The organism is Brevibacillus formosus (assembly GCF_003013405.1).
GTDB classification, from domain to species: Bacteria; Bacillota; Bacilli; order Brevibacillales; family Brevibacillaceae; genus Brevibacillus; species Brevibacillus formosus.
On sequence record NZ_PXZL01000030.1, the window covers coordinates 42,383 to 67,734 of the forward strand.

Consider the following 25,352-nt stretch of genomic DNA (forward strand, 5'->3'; position numbering starts at 1 on the left):
GCATCACGTAGATAAAAATCACCATAGACACAGCACAAGCGAGTACACTGAGAATAAAACCCCAGATCACCCATTTGCTATTCGTCTTGTTTATGTGTTTGTCGTCCATGGAAACTTCTCCTCATTCAAGCATTCACCTTCTATTATAAGGTTGTTTGACAGGAAAGGGAAACCGTTAATGTGGCGAAAACTGTTAAAGACCTGCTCTCGTTAGCTGACGAATCCCCAGCGCACAGCCGCTAGTCACAAACAGTACACACATGACGACAAAAGTCCACAGTTCTCCTAGCGACAAACTCTCTTGACTGAGCACGCCCATGCCAATCGTCAAAAGTGACAGAGGAAAAAACATCCCGAGCCCAGACACATACAAGCCCAACCCTACAAAAACAGTGCAAACACTAATGCCGACAGGTACAGCAAAGCTCTGTAGCCGGGTAGAAAGCCATAGTTGGAAGGCGATGATGGTGAGCGAAGCCAGCCAGCCTCGCATGATCCATCCGAACACTTCCGGTGGAAACGAAAAATGTGCTGGTAATCCGGCGATGAATCCTGCGCACATGTACAGCACGAAGAAGAAAAGCTGCACAACAAAAAGGAGAACGCCAACCACCACAAGCTTCGCGAAAAAAATCGTTGGAGTCGAAACAGGCGCTGTCAGTATCACATTCCAGTTACGGTTTCCATGCTCCAGTCGGCACACGAACGAACAGCAGATCGCGATCAGAATGGGCAAGAAAAATTCTCCGTAGAACAAACTCACCTGCGTCCACAGGCTATACCAGCCATTTTGCAGGATCGCTTGGTTCATCCAGTAGTTGGCGAAACCGATCAGCGTACTGAAAACAGGAAGCACAAGCAAAACGAGCCATATACGAGAACGACGCAGTTTTTCCCATTCTGCTCCCAAACATCTAATTAGCATACAAGGTCCTCCCTATACGTCTTGCCGGGATACGTGAATGCTCCCAGCAAGGAAAAATGCGATGCCCATGAGTACGACGATGATCGGCAAATGAATGCCGATTTCACGTGTAGTAAACAGCATAGTTTCGTTCACGTACTGATACGTAACTGGCGAAAAGTCTACATAGTACGACCAGATGAAAAGACGTCCGATTTGTGGCGGAAACAAACTCGCTGTCATGCCGATGAAGCCCCCGATCATCCCGAGGCATAGGCTAAATGCCTGATTTTTGATGGCGAGAGAGACCCATTGTTGCAGAGCAATCACCACGAGGTTTGTCAGCATGGTCCCTGCTACAAAGCGGAGTAATAGGCCAATCGGGACTGGCTCTGCTAATCCAAAGCCAATGCCAAATGCCATGATCGCGAAAACCTGTAGAATGACGGCACCCCCCATCAAAGCAGCCGCAGAGACGAATTTTGCCGCATAAACAGCTTTCCTACTGACAGAGGCAGCCATCAGCAGCTTCCATGTACGCCCTCTGTGCTCCATATCACAAATCCGTGAAACAATGACAGCCGAACCGATCGGCAAAAACAATCCGTTCATGGCTGTAATCGTGACTAGTATGGCGCTCCACGTCTGCGCATCCGGATTTTTTGTCATGGAGATACTGACAGCCATAAACCCCCATGCCAGTTCGATACTCAAAAGAACGGCGAGCATGAGAAACAAACGCTTATGTCGAATTTTATAAAACTCCAGCCAAAGCGTCCTCATTACAAACTCCCCTCCTTGCCTGTAAGGGAAAGGAAAATACTCTCCAAGCTTTGTTTGTGCACTTCAATGCGATAAACATCAATGCCCGCCATAATCAGCGTCCGGTTTGTCTGCGCTACCTCTCTGTCTCCCATGCCTTCCATAACAAGAAAGCCATCTTGGAGAATTGGAGAAGTCTCTACATCTTGAAGAATCCTTCTTGCTTTTTCATTATCCTGTGTTTTCAACCAAACCTGAGGCTGATTCTTTTGTTGCAACTGCTCCATACTCCCTTGAAACAAGAGTTTCCCCCCGTGGATAATGCCGATAGATGTGGCCACTTGCTCGATTTCCGAGAGTAGATGGCTGGAGAGCAAGACGGTCATTCCATACTGGTATGGCAATGATTGAATCAATTCCCGAATTTCACCGATTCCCGCAGGGTCCAGGCCGTTTGTCGGTTCATCGAGGATGACGAGCTTTGGAAAATGCAGCAAAGCCATGGCAATTCCTAATCGCTGCTTCATCCCGAGTGAATACTGATCTACCTTTTTGTTCTGTTGTTTTTCCAAACGGACGATTTGCAAGACCTTCTCTACTTGTTTGTCCGGGACATCTCGCAACCGCTGCATGACCCGCATATTTTCCAGTCCGGTAAGATGACCGTAATAGGAAGGAGCCTCGATCAAGGAACCCGTCTGACTCAAAATCTCAAGTCGGTTCCTGCTAAAATCCTTCCCGAATACAGATACACTCCCTTCAGTCGGCTTGACTAATCCTAGCAGCATTTTCAGAGTCGTTGATTTTCCTGCACCATTTGGACCGAGGAAGCCGTAGACCTCCCCTTCTCCTACCGCAAGATTCACCCGCTGGACACAATAGGCTCCTCCATAACGTTTTGAAAGGTTTTCCGTTCGAATCACCGTATTCATCGTTTCTCGCTCCTATCTGTTGGTCTCTTCTACGAAATCATAGAGTCCCAACCCGTCGCTAAGCTGACAGCAACCTTACGACAACCTTAAATTGACTCCGAATGGGTAGAACACACAAATCGAGCGAGTATAATGAATACGGGTGATTCAATATGGAAGAGTGGAAACAGAAAAAAGTGCTCATCGTGGAAGATGAGCTTGAAATCAGAAACATGATCGATGGATTTTTGCGTAAAGAAGGATTCTCTCGCATTTTTCATGCGGGTAGTTGTAAAGAGGCGTTAGGGATATGTGTTTCGGACAAGCCAGATGTCGCGATCCTGGATGTCATGCTGCCTGATGGTGATGGATTTGGACTTTTGACTTCGATCCGTCGCTTCTCGCAAATCCCTGTCATTTTTCTGTCAGCGAGAGGGGAAGATGAAGATCGATTGCTCGGACTTGGCCTAGGCGCTGACGACTACATCGTGAAGCCATTTTTGCCGCGCGAGCTCGTTCTCCGTCTCCTGGTCATTTTGCGACGCGTTTACGCTCCTCCCCAAATCGATCGTCTGCCCGTTTTCCAGCTTGGTGACAGTACGATCGATTTGGAGGCGGCAATCGTGACGAGAGATCACCACGAATACGCTTTGACCGCCAAGGAACACGCCCTCTTGCGAAAACTCTATGAAAATCGGGGACGAATCGTCACGAGTGATGCCCTGTGCCAATCCGTATGGGGTGACGATTACTACGGGTATGAAAATACGCTGATGGTTCATATGCGGCGCATTCGTGAAAAGATCGAGCCATGTCCGTCCACTCCTGAATATTTGCTGACGGTAAGAGGACTCGGGTACAAATTACTCGTAAAGGAAGAGTTGTAGATGGATGGAGCCGCACGAATTTTACGTCGGTATACAGCTGCTTCTATCCTGATCGCCGTCTTTTTGCTCATCGTCAATTACATCATTCTCGGTACATTTGTTTTCAAAGGTATAAATGAAGGAGCTCCTCCCGTTCAAGTCACACAAACTGTTGCAGAAGGTCTCTACAAGAACGGTTCCCACTATACGTTGGAACCAGATGCCGAAGAATGGTTGCAAAAAAGCCAAGCTTGGGCCATGCTGATTGCGAACAATGGGAAGGTCATCTGGGACTACGCCATACCAGACCAATTGCCCCGCACGTACTCTCTGGCAGAAGTGGCGCAGTTCTCGCGAAATTACTTACAGGACTATCCCGTTTTTGTTTGGGAGCATGAGATGGGGCTAGTCGTCGTAGGCTACCCGAAGGACAGTCTCGCCAAGTACCAGATTCATTTTCCGATCAGTTGGATTAGCGATTTACCTTATCGATTACTGGCTTTGCTTTTCGGAAATATACTGCTCGCCGCTCTACTCTCGCTGTTCATCGGCTCCCGACTCATTCGGGCCATCCGCCCACTGATTAGCGGGATTCACGCTCTATCAGAAGATCAGCATACACATCTCGAGGCGAAAGGAATGTTCAGCGGGATTGCCCGAAGCATCAATCACGCATCGTCGCTTCTGCAAGAGAAGAACGCTTTGCTAAAAGCCAGAGACGAAGCACGCTCGAACTGGATTGCAGGAATTTCCCACGATATACGAACGCCATTATCGATGGTGCTCGGGTATGCCAGTGAATTGGAAGAGAGCGACGTGGTGCCTTACGAACAGCAGCAAAAAGCAAGCATTATTCGAAAGCAAGGGGAAAAGCTCCGGTCTTTGGTCAGCGACTTGAATCTCGTTTCCATGCTGGAATACGAAATGCAGCCCATTCATACCAAACCGATTCGGCTATCGACACTAGCACGACAAATTGTCACTGACTTTTTGAACAATGATTTGGCAGAGTCGTTTACCATTGAGCTGGATGTCACGACTGAGCAATGCTTCGTGATGGGCGATGAAAAACTTCTTGTCCGCGCCATCACGAATCTGGTCCAAAACAGCATCGTGCATAACCCATCAGGCTGTCACATCCACGTGCAAACGACTCTGTCACCCAACCAGCGCAATGCTCTCCTGATTGTCACAGATAACGGAAAAGGCGTTGAGCAAGCCATGCTGCCTGACTTGGTGGAATTGCCTTATTCGTCAAAAAGAAAATCTCCCTCACACAATGGTCATGGTCTCGGTTTGCCCATGGTTGCACGTATTGCTGCCGCTCATCATGGACACCTGCTGTTAACAAGCGATACAGGAAAAGGGATGACAGCAGAACTTTGTTTCCCTCTCTCCTCCTAAAAGAAAGGCATGATAGAAAAAAAGCACCTCCTCTGTCTCGCCAATGGAGAGTAGACTCTCAAAAGCGTGCAAAGGGGTGCTTTTTGACTGATTCTGGATCAATTACTTCACGAGATCTCGCATGATCTCTTCTGCTTTGACGTCAGTTGTTATCAGCTTCTCTTTTTTCATCCAATCAATCAGTGTTTGCCATGATTCGGCTGTCTGGTATGCAAAAGGCTTTTCTCCCGCATCCATCAATGGAATGAGGGTATCCAAGCTCTTGGTCTCAATGTCTTTTTCCAGCGGGAAATCGGCAGCCTGTTTGGCAAGCAACAGATCGAGGGCCTTTTCCTTATTATTTTTCACATAGTCCTGGCCCTTGCCAATCGCGCGCAGGAAACCTTCTACAGCTTTCTGCTTTTTGCCCAAAGTCTCATCACTTGTCGCCAATACGAGCTCATAATAGTCTGGAACACCAAACTCAAAAGGCTTGAACACATTGACTGGGATACCGTGCTTCTCCAAAATCAGTTGTTCATGGTTGATATAGCCACCCACCACTGCATCGACTTTTTTGGCCGTCAACGCTGGGACGATGTCAAAGCCGATATCCGTGAAGGTCAGTCCGGAATCATCGCCACCATTGTGCTTCACAACTTGACGTACGATCGATTCATCAAGTGGAAGGGATGGATAACCGATATTTTTTCCTGCCAACTTTTGCGGAGTATCGATCCCACTGTCTTGGCGCGTCATGATCACGTTTAACGGATGACGAACGAGTGCACCTACAGATACGACAGGAACTCCTTCTGCACGAGCTTGGATGAGCTGTGGTTGATAGCTGATTGCCAAATCCACTTTGCCCGCAGCCGCCATCTTCAACGGATCATTGCTGTCTGAAGGCATTTGCATCGTCACCTTGAGGTTCTCGTCTTTGAAATAGCCTTGCTCCTCTGCGGCATACAAGAAGGAATGTACAGCATTCGGATACCAATCGAGCGCAATCCTCAGCTCAGTAGGCTCCGTTCCTTTATCAGCAGGAGCTTGCGTCTGAACAGCATCCGAGCTCGCCTGATTGCCGCAAGCAGCAAGACCTGTTGCCAATGTAAGTGCCATGAATGCTTTCGTCCATTTGTTGAAAGGTTTCATTGTTGTTCTCCTTTGGTTTTCATATGCGGGGAAAAATGACGTTCGATTCGTCCAGCCAGCCAAAACAGCAGCATGCCGAGAATCGAGAGCAACAGGACCGAGGCAAACAGCGCGGGAGCCTGAAAATTGCCGGATGCCCGTCTGCCAAAGTACCCGAGTCCCTCGCTCGCTCCCAGCCATTCCCCAATGGTCGCGCCAGCCACACTGTAGGTAGCTGCCACTTTTAGACCACTGAAGAAATGAGGTAAACTCGACGGGAGTTGCAGCTTGGTGAAAATTTGTCCGTTTGTTGCCCCCATCGTTTTTAACAGCTGAAGCATTTCCTTGTCTGTCGAGCGAAGCCCATCATATGCGTTCACGACGATCGGAAAGAAAGTAAACAGAATCGTAACAGCGATTTTTCCAGATAAATCATACCCGAACCATAAAATGAATACGGGTGATAACGCGATAATGGGGATCGTCTGGGAGATGACGATATACGGATAGACCAAGCGCTCCACAATCCGACTGCGAATCATTGCAAATGCAAGGGAGATTCCAAATACAATCGAGATCGATAGCCCCAGTAACACTTCCTTTAACGTCGCCCAAAGATGTACACCTACTAGAGAGGCACGTAAATCCCACAAAGACACAACCACAGCGCTAGGTGGTGGTAAAATGAATGGCGGCACTCCGAGGAAGCGACATCCAGCTTCCCACACCAAAAGAAAAATAACGATGGAGATACCAAACCAAATGCCTCTCCCCATCATGCTTCTCTCCTCAACGGCTTCATTGCTGCTTGACGCTCCTGTCGAAGCAGTTCCCAAATTTGTTCACGCAATGCCAAGAATCCGGCTTGGTTGCGGCTGCTCGCCGTTCGCGGTCTGCTCACCGGAACGGTTAATTCGATCGGCTTGGTGATCGGACTCCCTGAAAGCACGATAATCCGATCTGCAAGTAAAATAGCTTCGTCGATGTCATGTGTAATCATCAGCATCGTACTGCCTGTTTCCTGCCACTTTTCCATCAGCCACTCTTGCATGTCCATTCTCGTTATTCCATCTAACGCACTAAACGGCTCATCCAACAGCATCATCTCTGCACCAGAAAACAATGCGCGCAAAAAGGAAACCCGCTGGCGCATCCCACCAGAAAGCTGGGCAGGATAACTGTCAGCCCAATCTTGAAGCCCGTACCTTGGCAATTCCTGTCTGACACGCTCATGCGCTTCTTTTTTCGTCATACCTTTGATTTCCAGCGGCAAAGCTGCATTTTCGACAATCGTACGCCATGGCATGAGCAGATCGCGTTGGGGCATATAACCGACCTGTCCCAAACGATTTGCCACTGGTACTCCGCCAAGTCTGATTTCGCCTTGTCCCGGCTCTAGAAGACCTGCGATGAGCTGAAACAAGGTACTTTTCCCGATCCCGCTCGGACCGATCAAGCTGACGAATTCCCCTTTTTCCACACGGAGATCAAAATGATCGAGAATCTGCCTGTCGCCATACGAAAAGCTGACGTCGGCGAAAGCTAGTTGTTCTCCCACGGCCACATTTCCTCTCTGTAGGACATGTCCCAGAACATGTACTCCATTTTGGAGGTGTTGACAAAATACTCTTCCAGTTTGGCCAATTCTTGCTCGCTCTTACCTTCCGCCAATTGATTCATGATCTCAATCAGCCAGATCGCCAACTGCCCAAACTCATCGGAGCTATACATACGCACCCATTCGCCGTACAGTTCGTGATCTAGCGCCCCTTCTACTTGTGCCAAGCGCTTGCCGATTTCCCAATAGCTCCACGTGCATGGGAGCAGTGCACTCACCAATTCTGCCAACGACCCTTGATGAGCGACACGCAGCATGTAGCTGGTGTATCCCAACATCACAAACGAAGGCTCGGTTGCTTCCAGCTCCGCGCGTGAGATGCCGAAACGCTCGGCATACTGACGATGCAGCTCCATCTCTGTGTTCAGCGTCGATTCTTGCAAAGCTGCGAATCTGGAGCTTGTTTCCAGATCGTACGCCTTCACACTCGCAATCGCGAACATTTTCGCGTAATCAATCAGATAGATGTAGTCTTGTTTCATGTAATATTTGAACGCACCAACGGGCAGGCTGCCATCTCCAAGTCCGGTGACGAAAGGATGTTGATGAACACGCTCCCAGATCGGGGCTACACTTTTTCTCAAACGATCAGTAAAGGTTGCCATGCTATTCTCACTCCTTCGCTTCCTTTGGGGTATTGCACCAGGTGGCGATGAAACGGGCCATGATCTGGGCAAAATGAACAAGCTGGTCAGGATCAATTGATTCATCTACGGCATGTGCATGCGTGAGCTCACCGGGTCCGAATAGGACAGCCGGAATGCCTGCATGCGCAAACCAGCCTGCATCCGTTACCGTAGGCGACATATTAATGATAGGCGTTTGATGCATATGACTCTCATATGCGGCTTGCAGCATTGCCAACCCCAGATGCTTCGTATCCAACTCCAGTGAAGGGAAGATTTCACCGCGCTCCTCAATCATCGAACGTCCACCCCAGCGGAATGCTGGAGGATTGTCTCTCAACCAAAGATCAGCTGCTGCCGCACGCCCAACGTGATCCTCGATCTCTCGAATAATCTCTTCGTAGGATTCGTTCGGATAAAAATGAACAGTAATCCAGAGAGCGCAACGATCTGCGATGAACGCAGCGTGACGACCTCCCTCGATGACTGCGGGATTGATCGTATTGCTGCCTGGCGGGAAGCCGGGATAGGACTTCATGACAGCCCAGTCACGCTCCAGCTCCTGTAGTGCAGTGATCACCTTCGCCATTTTTTCAATGGCAGAAGCTCCCCGAACGCGTCCGCCTGCATGAATCATCTGTGCGCGCATTCCGTCATGCAGCGTCGTCGGACTCTCAATCGTGATCCAGCCTGTAATGACCCCGCCCTGCCCTTGCATATGGAGATTACTCGTGTCCACTACAACGGCGTAGTCAGCCTGATAGCCACGCTCGATGGCGACCAATGTCCCCGCTTCACCTGCTTCTTCTCCGATGACGGATTGAAAGAGCAGATCACCTTGGAGCTCCACTCCGTGTTCGCGCAGCATTTCGATCGCAAACAAGCTTGCTGCGAGTCCGCCTTTCATATCTGCAACTCCACGGCCGTACAGGCGGCCATCCTTGCCATGCGTCAGAGCAAAAGGTGGATAGGTCCACCCGGTATCATCTCCGACTTCAGCCACATCAATATGTCCGTTGATAATCAAGCTGTTTGCGTGGGTTGAGGCACGCCCTGATAACCGACCGACGATATTGTCGTCTCCCGGATATACCGTCCAGCGATCCACTTCGAATCCCATCGCTTGCAGTCTGTTGGCGATTACTCCTTGTGCGGCATCGCTGTTTCGCGCGGGAGGACTCACAGTCGGATGAGAAACGAGCTCTGCCAATAGAGCGAACAGCTCTTCTTTGCGGCTGGCAATCGAATCTACCGCTTCTGTCAGTCGATCCACGCTACTCAATCATCCCTTCGGTCGGGCTGCTCGCGGATGCGTAACGCTTTTTCGCGATACGGCCTGCCAGGAAGCCTTTGCGCCCTGCTTCCACCCCGAGCTTCATCGCTTCTGCCATCAGGACAGGATTGTCAGCGAGTGCGACTGCTGTATTCAACAGGACACCATCAGCACCCAGCTCCATTGCTTTTGCGCAGTCTGCTGGCGAACCAATTCCTGCATCTACGATAATCGGTACTTTCGCATCCTCGATGATAAAGCGGAGGTTGTTTTCGTTGGCAATCCCTTGCCCGGAACCAATTGGTGACGCACCTGGCATAACCGCATGTACGCCAACCTCTTGCAGACGTCTAGCAAGAATGGGGTCGTCATTGGTGTAGGTCAGCACGATAAAGCCTTCTTCCACCAAGATTTTCGAAGCCTCGAGCGTGCCAATCGGGTCAGGGAGAAGTGTTTTTGGATCTCCAATAACCTCGACCTTGATCATGTCACACAGTCCAGATGCTTTAGCCAAACGTGCAATACGCACTGCTTCTTCCGCTGTATAGGCACCTGCTGTATTTGGTAGCAGGGTAAATTTTTTCAAATCGAGTTGTTCCAAAAAGTTCGGTTCTTGCGGATTTTCCAAATTCAAGCGACGAATCGCAAAGGTCAAAATTTCTGCTTCTGACACCTCTACCGCTTTCCCTTGTGTATCCAAATCAGCGAATTTACCTGTCCCCAGCAGCAAGCGGGAGCGAAACTCGTAAGGTCCAATTTTCAATGTATCCATCATGATGATCATCCTCCTCCGACAAAATGAACGATTTCTATGCGATCTCCGTCTGCAATCGGTGTTTGTTCGTACGCAGAGCGATCAATAATGTCACCATTTCGCTCAACGACGACAATCTTCTCTTGCAGGGAATAAGAAGCAAGCAAGGCCCGCACTGTAGTGATCTCTTCCGCCAACTCTACTTTTTTCCCATTCAGCTGAACAATCATTGATTACCTCCTTCTACTGGAAAAAAACGGCTTCTCCCACCTGCCTGAGTCGATTCAGACAAACAGAAGAAGCCGTATACCCATCCCATCTCACCGGACGAATGGCATAAAAAAACCATCCGCCTCGGATGGTTGAGTGTCATCTTATCATGCATGCGCACAAACAAGCATAGTTTTGCTCGGATGCGACATGTGATACTGATTCCAAAATACCTCTTCCTCCGCTGGCATGACCCAGGTCAGGTTCAACGGTCAGTAACACACTCGTTACAATCTCAGCCAACGTTGCTTGGCCCCCGTTTGGTAGTAATGCTATGCAATTGTCGTACATTCGAGTATTACAGTACCACTCTATTTCGTGTTTGTAAAGGCTTCCTTATGCATCTTTTCCAGCTCAACGAGACAGCGCTCTGCCCAAGCTGCCATTTTCGCAAGCTTTTCCATTTCTCTCTCCATCGCCTGACGCACAGATTCCTTGTAGTCTGGAATCGCTCCATTATAGCGAATGACCCCCTGGACAGGTGTCATGAATTTTTCCATATAAGACAGTGCAGGACGCTGGTGAAACAGCGGCACATCTACTTCGTAGGAAGAATGCAAATCGCCTTGCGTCGGGTATTTGGTAACTGCCAACACCTTTACCAGCAACTTCGAATCGTGGATTTCCAATACTTCTGCAATATATTCACCAGTTCGCTGCGAAACGCGAACGATATCTCCCGGATTCCAGTTCATCGCGGTTTCCTCCTTTTATTGAATCGAATGCATTTACATCAGCGAGGCTTCCAACAGTTTGCGTGCATGCAGCAATACTTCTTCCGCATCCACGATTGACTGACCGCCACCCTGTGCCATCGCTGGATTTCCTCCACCTTTTCCATTGATGACTGGCAAGGTTTCTTTCAACACTTGATTGATGGCTACGTTGACTTCTTGTCCACGAGCAAACACGACTTGCACTTTGTCATCGGTAGTAGCAGCCAAGAGGCAAATCGCATCTGGCGCCAGAGCAGTAGCGAGCTGTGCGAACTGCTGAAGCTGTTGAATGGTTTTGTCTGTGAAGGTACACATAATGAGGCGAGAATGACCGAGTTGGCTAGCAGCAGCGAGTTGTTGATTGACTTCCACTTCCAAGAGCTGCTTATCCACTTCTGCCAATTTTGCCTTCAAGGTGTCGCGTTCTGCAAGGAGGCGTTCCGTCTGCGCGATCAGTTCCCCTTCATTGGTAGCGAGCAGCTTCGCCGTATCACGAACGACAGCTTGCTTTTGGTTGTAGTCCCGCAAAGCTCGCCAGCCACAGATGAATTCAAGACGAATGTTCCCGCGATGTCGCTCCCAGCCCAAGATCTTGATCATCCCAACTTCGCCCGTACGCGCTGGATGTGTTCCTCCACATGGGTTGTAATCAAAATCAGGTATCATCACGACGCGAATATTTTCGGTAACGGTCGGCTGTTTTTTCAAGGGCAGCGTTGCCAATTCCTCGTCATCAACGAACCGCGCAATGATAGGGTGGTTTTCCAGAACAATCTGATTCGCTCGCTTTTCTACCTTCTCCCATACATCTGCAGTCAACTCATCCAGTCGTACATCAATAGTGACACGTTCTTTGCCCAAGTGAAAGGCGACGGTCTCCGCTTGCACGACTTCCAGGAAGGACGCGGATAAAATATGTTGACCAGCATGCTGCTGCATGTGATCAAAACGACGGTCCCAATCGATGTGACCCGTTACTTCCCCTATGCTTTCGGACAAGGGTGCTTCCAGTCGATGTCGAATTTCACCATCTACCTCTTCCACATCTACCACACGAATCTCTTCCAATACGCCCAGATCAGAAGGCTGTCCGCCTCCGGGAGGGTAAAAAGCCGTTTGATTCAGTACTGCGTAAGGTGTCCCATCTTGCTCGACACCAGTCTTCGTCACCTGAGCCGAGAACGTTCTTGTATAGGCATCCTGATAATAGAGTCTGTCGTCCATCTTTACTCCTCGCTGCATGGAAACATGGTTCCAGCCTGTTTCTCCCTTATAGGGGTAAAGCGAAAAATGTATGTATAAAGCTTAGCCAAACAAATGATCCATTTGTTTTTCGCGCTCTTGGCGCTCCTCTGGGCTTGCCAGGTCATACTTTTTCAATAAATGAAACAGCTCGTTTAGACGCTCTTGGCTGAGTTCGCCATTCAACTGATTTTTGAATTGACTCACACGCAACTCCGACAGATGTGGAGCTTGTTCTGCCAATTTTTTGAGTACGTCCTCATGGCTGTGATCCAATTTGCATTCTCCCATGATTTCTCCCCTTTTCCTTCCTGTCCTCTTCATCATACCATGATTTTTCATTCGAAAAAAAGGCGTACAATCCGCCATGGAATGTACGCCAGATGACTATGCACGCTTGCGGACGCGAAAGTTCCCCTCGATCAGCAGCCAATTTTGCGGAAATGGCAAACCGAGTTTCCAGTAGCTGACGCCTCTCAAACCGAGCTGTTTAACCAGATTGAACTTGGCTTGGATCGACCGCGCATCCTCAAACCACACCTGATGTTGCCTGCCTTGATCATCGGTGTACGTAAAAAACGGAGCCTGCGCCCGATAGTCATACCGGATGACGGCATTATGCCGGGAAGCCAGTGCAATCGCTGCCTGTGGACTCAATGCACGAGCTGTCGTCCCTCGCTCGTACGGTAAGGTCCAGTCGTATCCGTACAGATTTTGACCCATCAAAATTTTATCAGCAGGCATCTCGGTAATCGCATACTGCAAGACACGTCGTACCGGACCAATCGGGGAAACTGCCATAGGAGGACCGCCACTATAGCCCCATTCATATGTCATGATCACGACAAAATCGGCAATAGCACCGATCGCCTTGTAATCATGGGCGGTATACCATTTGCCTGCCTGCTCGGCACTTGTCTTCGGTGCCAGCGCAACAGACATCATCAGTCCTGCAGCATGGATACGGTCTCTCGCTTTTCGCAAGAAGTTGGCATACGCTTCTGCACCAGTTGTGGGTAATGCTTCCAAGTCAAAATGAATATCTCCCATTCCCAACTCTCGTGCAGTCTGAAGGATATTGTTCAACAAGGTATTCTGAAGCTCCTGATTGTTGAGGATGAGCTCGCCTAATTCCGTGCTGAACTGCTCTCTTTCCAGATTCGTAATGACCATCATGAGCAGGACCTGGTTTTCTTTTGCAATTTGCGGAAAATTGTTCATTGTCGGGCGCACGAGTGTACCATCCCGTCTAATACGAAAGCTGAACGGGGCCAAATACGTCAGATGCGGTGCAGCCGTGCGAACATCTGCTTCCAAAGCTGGTGTAACGGTGCGTCTCGGTTCCACATAAGCATTGAAATCTGCTGCTCGCCGCGGACGGGGCGGGATGTAAAGGCGTTGCCCGACTTCAAGTGGTCTATATTGCGGAATCCTATTGATGCGTGCGAGCTCTGCCGCGCTGATCTGGTTGCGCTGACCGATGGTATACAACGTATCTCCTTGCTTAACCCAATAGTAGCTTCCCACAATCGGAATCACCATCGCCTGTCCAGTTACCAGCTTATTAGGATCAGGCAGTTCATTTGCCTCAGTTATCGCCTCAGGTGTGGTTCCATAAGTCTCGGCGATGCTCGCTAAGGTTTGTCCTTCTTCCACCACGTGGATTTGCATACGCCCCCTCCTTCGCATTTCTTCTCTCTTTGTCATATTCATGGCGAAGGGAATGGGTGTATGTCTAGGCCAAAGGTTTCAATACATCGTATAAAAATCCAACGGACTGGATGGCATAATACCGTTCTAACAATTCGGTTCGTCGAAAAATAAGCAAGGCGGGTACACTGGTCACTTGCCATTGTTCTGCCAATGCAGGGGCCGTATTTATGTTGATCTGATACAGCGGAACAGTAGGCAACGTTTCTTGCATGATGCCGAGCATACGTGCTGCGAGCTTGCATGTCCCACACATCGGTGTATAGACAAAAAGAGCGACCGACTCCTTTTCTTGCAGGTATTGGATCAGTTCTGTTGAGGTTAGTTCTTGCAAGTCGTTCACTCCCTTCTATCTCATCGGACATGATCATTCATGCTAGACCCACTGTTTGTGGATGTCAACAGCGTGATGCACTGGCTTCGTAAAAATGGATAGCCAATTGAATGTAAAATTTTGGTGCAGAATTCATATATTTTTGTATAATATAGCTAAAATTCGTTAAGTTAATCTCAATACTACTTTGAATGGTGGATCGGTATGCGTTTTTTCAGCTATTTGTTTCATGATCGAAAAGATAATGTCAGAGCGTTTCTCTTATTTTCCAGTTTTTTCTTGTTTTATTTATGGATGAATGTGCCTTTTCTCACTTATATGAATCAAAACATCGCTGTTCTTGCCCCAATCAGCCCTTTTTACGGCGTTCCGTTTACGCTTAATCTGTTTAATTTTGACCCGACGCTGTACTATAGCTCGAACAACCCGACGGTGATCCATCCATTTCTAAATTTGATTTCTTTACCTTTGGCTTATTTATCGAAATTTTTCACAGAAAACTTCTTCTTTGCGGTGGTTCAATCGATCATGAACGCGCTCGGCGTTGTTATGGTTTACTACTACCTGTGCAAGGGATGCAAAAGCTTCTATACCCCCTTGCTTTTTGCGGTATTTTTCGGGACGGCCTCTTATCAAATTTTCACGGCAATGATTCCCGATTCGTATCCGTACGCGCAATTCGTCATTCTATTGTCGGTACTTTATACCCAGTACAGCCGGGCGGAAAAGAAATTGGCTGTGTGGCCGAACGCTTCATTCGCCCTCGTCAACTTTGGTGTCACCTCAACGAACATCATTCCATTTATGAGCGTTTTGGCCGTCAATCTGTTTCACAAAGAAAGTAAGAGCATTTTTATGAAGCTGGTGCGAATCGCGTTCGTATTTCTCTTATTTGTTCTTAGCTTCACGATTTTGCAGCATGTGATGTTCGGGCAATCCTGGTTTTCTACCTGGTACAAATCAATTCATGCCGGAGGGTTCATCTACACGGCTCCGTTCTCGTTCAGTGAGCATTGGAAGGCTCTTTATATGCTCGTTATCAGTCCTGTATTGACCCCAGACATTGCGCTCATTGATCCAAAACCGGGGATGGTCGCATTCGCTACGAACCTCACGTTACCTTATCCATGGTATGTGCATGTCATCGGTTTGACGCTGATCACTTTGGCTGTACTCGGTTTCATCAAAGGGATTCGCACGCAAGAAGCCTGGTCGCTCGCCGCCTACATCGGGTTTGCTTTCGTGCTGCACATTGTAATAGGATTCGGTCTGGCCACATTTACGTACGATTTGTACTTGTATGCTGGACATTACTTCTTCGCCTTCTTCCTGCTCACCGCACGGTTCATCATGCACCTGCGCCATGTGAAAGTAAAGAAGGCATTGCTTGGTATCATCCTATTGTTCGTCTTTGTGACGTTGGGCAACAATGTCGTGAAGCACTATGAAGCTATGTATGTGATTGAACGGTCTTATGCACAAATGAATAAAGCGAGTGAGTAAATGTCTGGTGCCGAGAAGCTGTTCATGAAAAAATGCTATCAAAACTGGACGTGATATATATAATCGTTTCTAACTTTGATGAACTACGGAAAGAGGTTATGTAAATTGGTGAGCTTTGGTACTTTTATTGCCTTTCTATTTGTTTCGCTTGGCATGGTTTGTTCTCCTGGCCCTAACATGATTTACCTCATTTCCCGAACGATTTCACAAGGCCGCAGAGCTGGAGTCATCTCACTTCTTGGTGTCATACTGGGATTCGTGATTTACATGATCGCAACCATGCTTGGTCTCTCAGCTCTTTTCGTAACGGTTCCGTTTGTTTACGAATTCGTCAAGTGGGTCGGAGCTGTCTACCTGCTCTGGCTCGCTTGGAATGCGGTCAAACCGGGTGCTGCTTCCATTCTCAAGCCTGATACTCTTTCTATTGAACCATCGAAAAAGTTATTTCTGATGGGATTGATGACAAATCTATTGAATCCCAAAATTGCTATTTTGTATGTTTCACTTTTGCCTCAGTTTGTAGATCCTGCGCGGGGATCGGTGCTCGTGCAAAGTGCTACTTTGGGTCTTACACAAATTGCCGTCAGCTTTACCGTTAACCTGCTTATTGTTCTTGTAGCAAGCAGAGTTGCTGTGTGGTTTGGTACACGCCCAACCTGGCTGCGGGTGCAGCGTTGGCTAATGGCAAGTGTCTTGACAGGTCTCGCTGCGAGCCTTGCTTTTGATCGCAGATAGTAAAACATGCTTTCATTGAACAGCAGCCTACAAAAAAAGTAGACTACAAGCAAAATTGCTGTAGTCTACTTTCTCTTTTACATGGATCGCTTAACGCGCAATCGTTGTATGAGCCAGCTCCTCCGTTACGGTACAAACCGCACTCGAATCCCAGCTACCTTTGCCTTGTGCTTTCGCTGCCTCATACATTTGCGCAACCGTGCCTCCAACGAGAACAGGCACTTGCTGTTCACGTGCGGTTTGCGCATAGAGCTGCAAATCTTTGTGCATATGATCTAAAGAAAAGACCGTATTTTCATACGTACCATACAAGATGTTAGGCCCAAATACAGAGAGCACACGATTGTGGGCCGAGCCCTTGTCCATGACGGCTGCCAGCTTGTGTGGATCGACACCTGCTTTTGCCCCGACACTGAACGCCTCGCCCAACGCTGCTGTAATGACTGCAACAACAGAATTGTGACAAAGCTTCGCCACTTGTGCAGAGCCGGATTCCCCCAGATAAAAAACTTCCTTCCCAATTGCCCTGAGATAGTCCATGATTTCCGGAAGCTTGGCCTCATCACCGCCGACCATAATGGTCAACGTTCCGGCCGCAGAACCCGCAGGTCCCCCACTCACCGGACAATCATAGTAGTAGATCCCTTTTTCTACGCCGCATTGATTCAGTCGTTTTGCTGTAGCAGGATCGATCGTACTCGTATCAAATACGAAGCTGCCAGCCCCTAATGATAAGAAAAGTCCGTCCGCCCCCAGCATGACTTCCTCAACAATCGCAGGTCCTGGAAGCGAAGTGAAAACGACACGTGCTACGCTACCCACTGCCTGTGGAGACTCGACGACTATCGCTCCTCTTTCCTTCGCCCAGGCTTTTGCTGCTGGACTAGGATCGTAGGCATACACGTGGTAGCCTTTTTGCAACAGATTGCAGACCATCCCTTTACCCATTGCACCAATGCCGATTACACCAATCGCTTCCATCTTCGCTCCTCCTGCTTTCCCTATACTTATGGTCGAATATAAACCGTTTTTGTCTCGACGTAAAAATCGAGCGCTGACTCCCCTTGCTCTCTCGGACCCAATCCAGATATCTTTTTGCCACCAAACGGAAACTGTGATTCAAAATGAGTCGACGGCATATTGACATGTGTGACACCTGACTGAATGCCTTTGACAAATTGGAAAGCTTTTTGCAAATCGTTTGTAAAAATCGTGGAAGACAAGCCGAATTCCACTTGGTTCGCCACTTGCATAGCATGTTCGAAAGAATCCACATCAATTACGGCGATTACAGGGCCAAAAATTTCTTCGTTGGCAATCGTCATCTCCTGCGTTATGCCGGTAAACACTGTCGGAGCAACGAAGTAGCCCTTTGCGAGATCGCCTTCTACAAGGCGCTTCCCCCCGCATTCCAGTACGCCGCCTTCTTCAATCCCCTTTTGCACATAGTGAAGATACAAATTGAGCTGATGCTCGTCCACTACTGGACCGTTATGATTGTCTGGATCGAAACCATTCCCGACTTTCAAGCCCTTCGCCCGCTCGATCAGTTTTGCTTTTACTTGTTCGGCTACTTCGGGAACAACCAATACGCGACTGGTCCCCGTACAACGTTGGCCATTATCGAAGAATCCACTCAGTACAATGGAATCGATAGCAAGATCGATATCAGCGTCCGCGAGTATGATCGCCGGATTTTTCCCGCCCATCTCCGCCTGAATCTTACCTCCTCTGGCTCCAACTGCTCTCCCCAAAGCAAGTCCCACTTTAGAAGAACCCGTAAATGAAATCCCTTTGACCATTGGATGATTCGCTAATTCTTCCCCGATTACCGCACCCGGTCCTGTTACCAAATTCACTACGCCACTCGGAACGCCGCTTTCAATCAGCAGCTCTACCAGCTTTACGCTAATCAAGGAGGTGTTGCTCGCTGGCTTAAACACAACCGTATTGCCTGCGAGGATAGCCGGGACGATCTTCCACAAGCCAATCCCCAGCGGAAAATTCCATGGGGCAATGATCGCGAAAACTCCGATTGGCTCTCGCACCGTGTAACCGATTACCCGTTCATCAAAGGAAGGCACCGTCTGACCTGTCAAGCGAGTGGCTTCCCCAGTCAACTGCTTCATAGAAGTGATTGTCTTGGCAACCTCGCCTCTTGCTTCCCGCAATGTTTTCCCGACTTCACGGGTGATCGTTTCTGCGAGCTCTTCTTTGTGTTTTTCCAATAAATGAATGAGGGAAAACAAGAACTCTCCACGTGTGGGAGCCGATTTTTGTGACCATTCACCAAAAGCATTGGCAGCGGCTTCAATGGCAGAACGTGCATCCAGCCCGTCCGATTTTTGAAAATAACCGAGAACCTCATTCGTATTGGCAGGGTTCGTGCTTGGAAAAACTTGTCCGGTATGGCTCGCCATCCAAGCTCCAGCGATGTAGTTATTGTAGGTTGCTGTCAAATCGTCTCCCACCTTCCGTATCTTATAGGAGTATTGTATATAGCAAAAATTATGAATACAATGTATATACAGACACTTATTTCCAACTATTATTGTGTATTTCTCTACATGGAGGACACGTGGATGAATTCTTTTTCGCTCCTGCTTGAAAAGCTGCATGAATGGTTTAGCGATCAGCCCTTTTCGATTTGGTTCCAATTTTCGCGTGATCGACATTTTCGGCTTGTTTTCTCCTCTTTTCATGAAAACGCTGCCACGAATATTCCCCCTATGACATTACCTGGCTGTGAAAATGATGCTAGCCACATGCGCTATGCATTTGAGTCTCTTCCCTCCCAACAGATGTACCGTTTTTTCTACGAAAACGAAGGACAAGCCGTTATTTGCCTTGCACATAAAGCTAACCAACCGATTATTCTTACCGCTGACCAATGGGAACTGCTGTGGTTCGGGATTCGTCTGTTGTTGGCAGAAGAAAAAATGACAGCCAAAGCGGAGGAAAGCAAGAAGCTTTTTGAAGGGATTCGTTCGATATCTGCTACCCTCGACGTTCACCAAATCATCCGTGGCATCATTGGTAATGCACTGGCTGTTATCCCGGCAGCTGACGCAGGCCTCCTGCACCTGTATGATCCTACTATTAACCGATTGATTCCGAAAGCGACCGTCGGTTTTCAAGATACGGTGTTCAAGGATCTCAAAATGCGAGTTGGAGAATCCATCGCGGGTAAAGTGTTCGAAGACGGAGTCCCACGCATGTACAAAACTAGCCAAGATACAACCCATGCGATGAAGGATATCTCTGCTGACAACTTTCACTCTCTGAACCACGCAAAAGCATTACGAGACTTGAATGGGTTGTTATGCGTTCCGATATCACGTGATGAAAAGCGTATCGGCGTGCTGGTCCTGCATCAGTTTCATCAAGAAAATGTATTTACGGAGTACGACCTCGACCTCCTTCAAGGCTTCGCAGACCAAACCTCCATCGCCCTGCAAAATGCCGAGCTCTATGCTGAAGTCAAGCAAGCGTATGAGCATTTGGCTGCCATTAGCGCTCAACTGCAAGCCAAACACGATGATTTGATACAACGCAATCATATCCATGAATCCATCAAGCAGTTGTCCTTGCAAAACAAAGGGGCGGAATCAATCGTAAAAACCCTCAACAAAATGACAGGCCATTCCATTTATTTTGCCGACTGGCTTGAGCAGAAAATGTATCCTGAAAAGAGTGCTGTATTTTTTAGCTGGGATGAACTGTATACATTGCTGAACAAAAGAAGACAGCCTGTTTCCGTCAATCTGTTCTCTCCCGCTTCTGGTGTCGATCAACTGTTCTGTTTGTATCCACTAATCAATGGGAGCATTTTTCTCGGATGTCTCATGATTCCCTTAGACGAACGCGGACTATCTGATCTCGCACGTATGACGGTCGAACAAGGGAGTGCTGTGCTCATACTCGATTTGGTGAAAAAGCAATCGATCAGCTCAGTGCTGTACAAGCGAGCACACGATCTTTTTCAAGAGCTGCTCGCAAGCAAAGGAAATGAATTATTTGACCGCGCCCGTTCGATGGGGTTACAGCCGCAAGCAAAGTACTACGTGATTTATGCCAATCTGACACAGTGCCACGACCTGGCATTGCTAGAAGCAAATATTCACCGGCTCATTACCCGTTGGAAATGGGAGTTCAGTAAGACACAGATGCTTGTATATGGATTCCATAACCATGTCACGCTTCTCATCCGGTCTCTCGGCTCTCGAGATGGAAAGGACATCAGGGAGAGGCTGCAACAGGCGTCTGATGAGTGGGAACTTGGCAAGGAAGCATCGTTATCCATTGGCGTGGGAAGTATGGCTAGCGGGATTGAGCAAATCAGCAAAAGCTACGAAGAAGCCAAGAAAGCCGCACACTATTTGACCAACCGCGGCCGTTCTGGTGTGGTTTACTATAAAGACCTGGGTGTCAATCGCCTCATACTGAATCAGAGCCAGGCCGATATTGATGCATTCATTCAAGATGTCTTTGCCCCTTTCTGGCAAGACCCCGAAAAATATCAGGAATGGGAACAGACAATCATAACTTATATGAAATGCAGTCAATCCCCTCAACTGACCGCCAAAGAACTACACATTCACGTCAATACGCTGTATCAACGTTTACGCAAAGTTGAGGAGCTTCTTCATATCGATTTACGAAATCCGGAAGACTTGCTGAAATTACAGCTCGCTTGTCATTTGCGCCAGGAAAATTAAATCGAAAAAGGCAGGAGTAGCTTTGGACGGGAAAAAGTCCTAGACTACCGCTGCCTTTTTTGTTAGCAAAGACTGCTTACGTGTCTCGAATATTTGTTTACCATAATTATCTTATGTAAATCATTTTTCCATGTAAATCTTGTAAAGAACTGATACGTAATTTTTCTCTTGTAATATTTGGATAATCATCCATAATGAACAAGGGGGCATCAGGCACCAAACACCCCAGAGACTCGCGCCCTACTACTAGTAAAGGAGTGATGATGTTTTGGATTCGCAAAAACAAATGGAAAAGCATATGAGAGGTTCCAAACAATAACTTTATCCCTTCTCTCATATGCTATGGGAGGAAATGAACGAAATGTTTGCTCAAAAAATGGTTCAAGGAACGGAACTCACAACCGATTGCTTCTATAGCGCGACCAATCTGTTTGAAGCGTTGAAGCATCATGTATCTATCAAAGGGGTCATTGCAGGTATTATTCCTGGTAGAGTATTCCTGTCAAATGACGCGAGATCAGCCCTGCTGACAAGTCCTCAAGGTATTTTTCTAGGAGGCAGTGTTGATAATCCCCTCTTTTTTGAAGAAGTCAATACATTGATAAAAGAGGAGCTATTACCGCAGCTTGCTGCTGATGAACAGCTTGACTACGTCCTGTTTTATCCTACGGATGAGAAGTGGGATGACATTCTCGATATCGTAATGAAAGATGTATTTCCCATGAGAAGCGGTCGAATGATCTTTACGCACCATTTACAGGATCTGTCCCCTCCTCTTGACGATCATATTGTCCCAATAGACAGCACCTTGTTGAAGCGGAAAGAATTGGTAGGTCTTGAGGATGTTATCGATGAAATAGAAGAGAACTGGCCATCCATAGAAGCCTATGAAAACAAAGGCTTCGGTTGCGCCGCGATTCAAGATACCGATGAGGGGCCGACCATTATTAGTTGGTGCATGACAGATTGGGTAGTAGAAGACGAATGTGAATTGGGTATAGAAACCGATGAAGACTATCAGGGTAACGGATGGGCTCGAAAGACAGCATTGGGGACTCTCTCACTCGCCAAACAACGTGGAATGAAAAGGGTGGGATGGCAGTGCTGGTCAAATAATATAGGTTCGCAGCGAACAGCCTTGTCTGTCGGTTTCGAGCTGCTCGCGGATTTTCCGGTTCTTTTCGGATGGAACCTTCCGTTAAACAATTTCCTTGTCAACGGCAACCACTATATGCGTGGCGATCTGAAATATGGCGTGGAAAAAGACTACGCCCGCGCCGCATGGAGTTATGCACAAGCACTTGATAAAGGCTGGGATTGGAATGGCGACCCTGCCTTGTATTGGAATGCTGCTTGCCTATTCTATCTGAGTGGTGAAGAGGACCGGGCAAAGCATTACTATAAAAAGGCTATCGAGCACGGCTGGGTAAGCATTCACCACCCGCATGATCATGATTTTGTATACAGGGAACAGGACAGCGAGCAGATTGCTCGAATTCTTGCTGAATCGCTCAAATAAATGAAGCGGCCGCCGTTTTTTCGGCGGCTTTTTGCTGAGCTCAACCAATTTCCCCCTCCTTCTCTGCCGTTGAAGGAAAAAGAAATGGCTTGCCATTCAAGTAGTTTTGAGCCAGTCTCCTTCTAGTTTCCGCAAGCTCTCATAGCCTTTTATGACTAGCTCTCTTTGTGAAGGGTATAACCCCAAAATAGTATGGGCGATATCATAAAGATAGTAACCAAAGCCACATCTTCCAAAATCAATCGACCGAGGATCTCCGTTGTGAAAAATGATGTTACCTTGATACAGATCGCCGTGAATGATTCCATAATGGTTTCTATTCTTGTTTGCGTGAATGCGGAGTAAGCAATTCCCATCCCTCCCCGATTCAATGACAAACGTGCATGTGTCAGACAGTTGGTTGAGTCGAACATGCTCCCCCCACTCAATAAAAGGATCATACGCTATTTTTTCGCTTGACTCCAACCTAAGGTCAGACCGCAAACTCAGCCTCAGGAGGTGAATCGCCATGTTGTATACCGTTAACGATGTAGCCAAACTGTCTGGTACCACAATTAAGACACTGTACCATTATCAAAAGATTGGTTTACTGATGCCAGAAATCATTACAGAAAATGGGTACCGCTATTACGGTGAGAATGAACTCAAGCGGTTACAACAAATCTTGTTTTATCGTGAGCTTGATTTTTCATTGGACAGTATTAAAGCTGCACTTGATCACGAACCAGACAGACTGCGTTGCTTATGTGAACAGCAAACGATGTTAAAGGCACGCCAGCTACGATTGGAGCGCATCTTGAATACTCTCGAAGAAACGATTCAACATGAAAGGAAGCGAGGAAATATGTCCACAGAAAACATGTTTGATGGATTGAACGAAGAAGAATGGAAGCAGGCATTCACTCAACAAAATGAGCATTTGAAGAGAGCGTACGATTTTCAATTGGATACAGAAAATCTCGACGTGGCTTCCCTGAATGAAAAAGCTGCCGAAGCGAAGGCTTTCATGACGGTTATGGCAGACGCGCTGAAAGACAACAGAAGTGTCGACGATGAAACAGTGGTTTCTGCGATCGAAAGCCATCTTGCTTTTTTACAAAAAGACCATCAAATGGATGCGAGAGCTTTTGCCGAGCAGTCAAGATTTTTCCTATCAGATGAGTTCCACCGCGCTATGTTGGAAGAACAGCAAACGGGATTAAGCTACTACATTTGCATTGCTGCCGAAAATTACGCTTCCAAGTAAAGTGTAGTTAAACGATCGTTTAACAGTGAAACCGGGCGAGCTGCAACTCCCCGGTTCATTGTTTCAATCTCTACTCGATGCCTTAGATTACCGCCCCGATAATATGCTCCTTGATCAGCGTCCATCGATCACGAGGATTCGGCATGAATCCCGATGTAATGGCTACGACGAGTTTTTTCTCTGGGAGGCAACAGATAACATTACCACCATCGCCCAGTGCAGCGTATGCAAAAACACCGTCCTCTTCACGTAACCACCATAGATACCCGTACTGATTGGGATTCATCTCGGTTGATTCATCTATCCAAGCCTCTGGAATGATCTGATGATTGTCCCAACAGCCACGATTCAGATAGAGCCAACCAAAACGTGCCATGTCACGGGGAGTTAACGTAAGACCCCACCCTCCTGTGGAGTTATTGTTTGGATCTTTTACCCATCCTCTCACATCTTTCCCAAATAAATCTTCAAACGCAAACCCCTTCATTTCATAATCAGGGATTTCTTCCATGCCGATGGGTGTAAACAAGCTTTCGTTGGCGAATTCTCGGGCACTTTTTCCTGTGCTGCGTGTAACGATGGCGGAAAGCAAATGCGCCCCAGCGGTCGAATACTTAAACGTTCCAATCTTTCCCCTTTGCCCGAGCATATCCAGCGTATATTTGACCCAATCGGACTGCATGCACATCTTATCGAGGGGTTCTTGCCAGTCCTCAAAAGGATAGGGAGCTGTCATCGTGAGGATATGACGTATGGTGATTTCTTGTTTTTGCGTATCAGTATGATCGGATGCATAGTTTGGGAAAAAATCCAGCACCTTTTGATCGACATTTTTGATAAACCGTTCCTCTATGGCAATACCAATGAGAGCAGATAAAATACTTTTCGTCACAGACGCCACATGGTGCCTATCTTTCGGTCCATAGCCATGATAGTAGCTTTCATGAGCGAGATAACCATTTCTCACAATCACGATCCCTTTTATGTTGCTGTACGCAGATTTAATGATTGGGTCTAGTTCTGCTAGTTTTTCAGCATCTATCCTCAAGAGGGCCGGGTCTCCTGTTGGCCATTCTGTAGTAGGCAAATCGCTTCTTTTCATGATAATTCCCTCCTCTACAAGAGAAT

At 47.7% G+C, this 25,352-nt stretch carries 26 protein-coding genes and 1 riboswitch; of the genes, 7 read left to right on the top strand and 19 right to left on the bottom strand.

The features are described 5' to 3' along the window. Positions 1-193: 193 nt before the first annotated feature. The 3 genes from C7R91_RS22920 to C7R91_RS22930 are packed head-to-tail and all read right to left on the bottom strand — an operon-like array spanning position 194 to position 2,598. Complete coding sequence (locus C7R91_RS22920; protein ID WP_047067300.1) at positions 194-925, bottom strand: ABC transporter permease; 732 nt, start codon at positions 923-925, stop codon at positions 194-196. 12 nt (positions 926-937) lie between these two features. After that, entirely contained in the window at positions 938-1,687 is a 750-nt protein-coding gene (locus C7R91_RS22925) for an ABC transporter permease (RefSeq protein ID WP_047067301.1), read from the bottom strand. After that, positions 1,687-2,598: an ABC transporter ATP-binding protein gene (locus tag C7R91_RS22930; RefSeq protein ID WP_047067303.1), complete on the bottom strand. Its 912-nt coding sequence runs from the start codon at positions 2,596-2,598 to the stop codon at positions 1,687-1,689. Before C7R91_RS22930 ends, C7R91_RS22925 begins: the two co-directional genes overlap by 1 nt. 152 nt (positions 2,599-2,750) lie before the next feature. Here C7R91_RS22930 and C7R91_RS22935 point away from each other — a divergent pair, with 152 nt between their 5' ends. After that, positions 2,751-3,464 carry a response regulator transcription factor gene (locus C7R91_RS22935; RefSeq protein WP_047067306.1) on the top strand — a complete coding sequence of 238 codons (714 nt, stop codon included), beginning with the start codon at positions 2,751-2,753 and terminating at the stop codon, positions 3,462-3,464. Next, entirely contained in the window at positions 3,465-4,847 is a 1,383-nt protein-coding gene (locus C7R91_RS22940) for a sensor histidine kinase (protein WP_047067308.1), read from the top strand. Between the two features lie 102 nt (positions 4,848-4,949). Here the strand turns inward: C7R91_RS22940 and C7R91_RS22945 are convergent, their stop codons facing one another. The 12 genes from C7R91_RS22945 to C7R91_RS23000 form a co-directional block, all read right to left on the bottom strand. Further along, the gene (locus C7R91_RS22945) at positions 4,950-5,981 is read right to left on the bottom strand and encodes an ABC transporter substrate-binding protein (protein WP_047067309.1); all 1,032 of its coding nucleotides are present in this window, start codon (positions 5,979-5,981) and stop codon (positions 4,950-4,952) included. Beyond that, the gene (locus C7R91_RS22950) at positions 5,978-6,736 is read right to left on the bottom strand and encodes an ABC transporter permease (RefSeq protein WP_047067310.1); all 759 of its coding nucleotides are present in this window, start codon (positions 6,734-6,736) and stop codon (positions 5,978-5,980) included. Before C7R91_RS22950 ends, C7R91_RS22945 begins: the two co-directional genes overlap by 4 nt. Further along, the gene (locus C7R91_RS22955) at positions 6,736-7,518 is read right to left on the bottom strand and encodes an ABC transporter ATP-binding protein (protein ID WP_047067312.1); all 783 of its coding nucleotides are present in this window, start codon (positions 7,516-7,518) and stop codon (positions 6,736-6,738) included. The genes C7R91_RS22950 and C7R91_RS22955 overlap by 1 nt, the downstream gene beginning before the upstream one ends. After that, a complete protein-coding gene (gene tenA / locus C7R91_RS22960) occupies positions 7,503-8,183 on the bottom strand; it encodes a thiaminase II (protein WP_047067314.1) in 681 nt (226 codons plus the stop codon). The genes C7R91_RS22955 and tenA overlap by 16 nt, the downstream gene beginning before the upstream one ends. 7 nt (positions 8,184-8,190) lie before the next feature. Further along, complete coding sequence (locus C7R91_RS22965) at positions 8,191-9,486, bottom strand: acetylornithine deacetylase (protein ID WP_047067315.1); 1,296 nt, start codon at positions 9,484-9,486, stop codon at positions 8,191-8,193. After that, complete coding sequence (locus tag C7R91_RS22970) at positions 9,479-10,252, bottom strand: thiazole synthase (protein WP_047067316.1); 774 nt, start codon at positions 10,250-10,252, stop codon at positions 9,479-9,481. The genes C7R91_RS22965 and C7R91_RS22970 overlap by 8 nt, the downstream gene beginning before the upstream one ends. A gap of 5 nt (positions 10,253-10,257) precedes the next feature. Then, a complete protein-coding gene (gene thiS, locus C7R91_RS22975) occupies positions 10,258-10,461 on the bottom strand; it encodes a sulfur carrier protein ThiS (protein WP_016743632.1) in 204 nt (67 codons plus the stop codon). Positions 10,462-10,660: 199 nt separating this feature from the next. Continuing rightward, positions 10,661-10,771: riboswitch (TPP riboswitch) on the bottom strand. Between the two features lie 41 nt (positions 10,772-10,812). Beyond that, positions 10,813-11,196 (bottom strand): kinase-associated lipoprotein KapB, encoded by a 384-nt coding sequence (kapB, locus tag C7R91_RS22980; RefSeq protein ID WP_047067317.1) that lies wholly within the window; start codon positions 11,194-11,196, stop codon positions 10,813-10,815. A gap of 33 nt (positions 11,197-11,229) precedes the next feature. Further along, a complete protein-coding gene (locus C7R91_RS22985; protein ID WP_047067318.1) occupies positions 11,230-12,441 on the bottom strand; it encodes a serine-tRNA(Ala) deacylase AlaX in 1,212 nt (403 codons plus the stop codon). 81 nt (positions 12,442-12,522) lie between these two features. Beyond that, positions 12,523-12,750: a hypothetical protein gene (locus C7R91_RS22990; RefSeq protein ID WP_041749457.1), complete on the bottom strand. Its 228-nt coding sequence runs from the start codon at positions 12,748-12,750 to the stop codon at positions 12,523-12,525. A 96-nt stretch (positions 12,751-12,846) separates the two neighbouring features. Further along, entirely contained in the window at positions 12,847-14,130 is a 1,284-nt protein-coding gene (locus tag C7R91_RS22995) for a glycoside hydrolase family 18 protein (RefSeq protein ID WP_047067319.1), read from the bottom strand. A 64-nt stretch (positions 14,131-14,194) separates the two neighbouring features. Then, positions 14,195-14,503, bottom strand: a complete 309-nt coding sequence (locus C7R91_RS23000) for a thioredoxin family protein (RefSeq protein WP_047068598.1) — start codon at positions 14,501-14,503, stop codon at positions 14,195-14,197. Positions 14,504-14,707: 204 nt separating this feature from the next. On the opposite strand from C7R91_RS23000, the gene C7R91_RS23005 reads away from it, so the two are divergent. Both C7R91_RS23005 and C7R91_RS23010 read left to right on the top strand, forming a co-directional pair. Continuing rightward, positions 14,708-16,006, top strand: a complete 1,299-nt coding sequence (locus C7R91_RS23005) for a DUF6080 domain-containing protein (RefSeq protein WP_047067320.1) — start codon at positions 14,708-14,710, stop codon at positions 16,004-16,006. Positions 16,007-16,111: 105 nt separating this feature from the next. Further along, the gene (locus C7R91_RS23010) at positions 16,112-16,741 is read left to right on the top strand and encodes a LysE family translocator (protein ID WP_047067321.1); all 630 of its coding nucleotides are present in this window, start codon (positions 16,112-16,114) and stop codon (positions 16,739-16,741) included. 90 nt (positions 16,742-16,831) lie between these two features. Here C7R91_RS23010 and C7R91_RS23015 read toward each other — a convergent pair whose 3' ends face one another. Further along, positions 16,832-17,722, bottom strand: coding sequence for an NAD(P)-dependent oxidoreductase (locus C7R91_RS23015; protein WP_047067323.1), 891 nt, complete (start codon positions 17,720-17,722; stop codon positions 16,832-16,834). A 26-nt stretch (positions 17,723-17,748) separates the two neighbouring features. After that, positions 17,749-19,161, bottom strand: coding sequence for an aldehyde dehydrogenase family protein (locus C7R91_RS23020; protein ID WP_236697811.1), 1,413 nt, complete (start codon positions 19,159-19,161; stop codon positions 17,749-17,751). Positions 19,162-19,323: 162 nt separating this feature from the next. Here C7R91_RS23020 and C7R91_RS23025 point away from each other — a divergent pair, with 162 nt between their 5' ends. Both C7R91_RS23025 and C7R91_RS23030 read left to right on the top strand, forming a co-directional pair. Continuing rightward, positions 19,324-21,459 carry a helix-turn-helix domain-containing protein gene (locus C7R91_RS23025; RefSeq protein ID WP_047067324.1) on the top strand — a complete coding sequence of 712 codons (2,136 nt, stop codon included), beginning with the start codon at positions 19,324-19,326 and terminating at the stop codon, positions 21,457-21,459. A 361-nt stretch (positions 21,460-21,820) separates the two neighbouring features. Next, the gene (locus tag C7R91_RS23030) at positions 21,821-22,978 is read left to right on the top strand and encodes a GNAT family N-acetyltransferase (protein ID WP_047067325.1); all 1,158 of its coding nucleotides are present in this window, start codon (positions 21,821-21,823) and stop codon (positions 22,976-22,978) included. Positions 22,979-23,074: 96 nt separating this feature from the next. Here C7R91_RS23030 and C7R91_RS29805 read toward each other — a convergent pair whose 3' ends face one another. After that, complete coding sequence (locus C7R91_RS29805) at positions 23,075-23,488, bottom strand: phosphotransferase (protein ID WP_236697787.1); 414 nt, start codon at positions 23,486-23,488, stop codon at positions 23,075-23,077. Between C7R91_RS29805 and C7R91_RS23040 the strand changes: the two genes are divergently transcribed. After that, complete coding sequence (locus C7R91_RS23040; protein ID WP_047067327.1) at positions 23,487-24,224, top strand: MerR family transcriptional regulator; 738 nt, start codon at positions 23,487-23,489, stop codon at positions 24,222-24,224. The genes C7R91_RS29805 and C7R91_RS23040 overlap by 2 nt on opposite strands. 82 nt (positions 24,225-24,306) lie before the next feature. Here C7R91_RS23040 and C7R91_RS23045 read toward each other — a convergent pair whose 3' ends face one another. Next, complete coding sequence (locus C7R91_RS23045; RefSeq protein ID WP_047067328.1) at positions 24,307-25,326, bottom strand: serine hydrolase domain-containing protein; 1,020 nt, start codon at positions 25,324-25,326, stop codon at positions 24,307-24,309. Between the last annotated feature and the right edge of the window lie 26 nt (positions 25,327-25,352).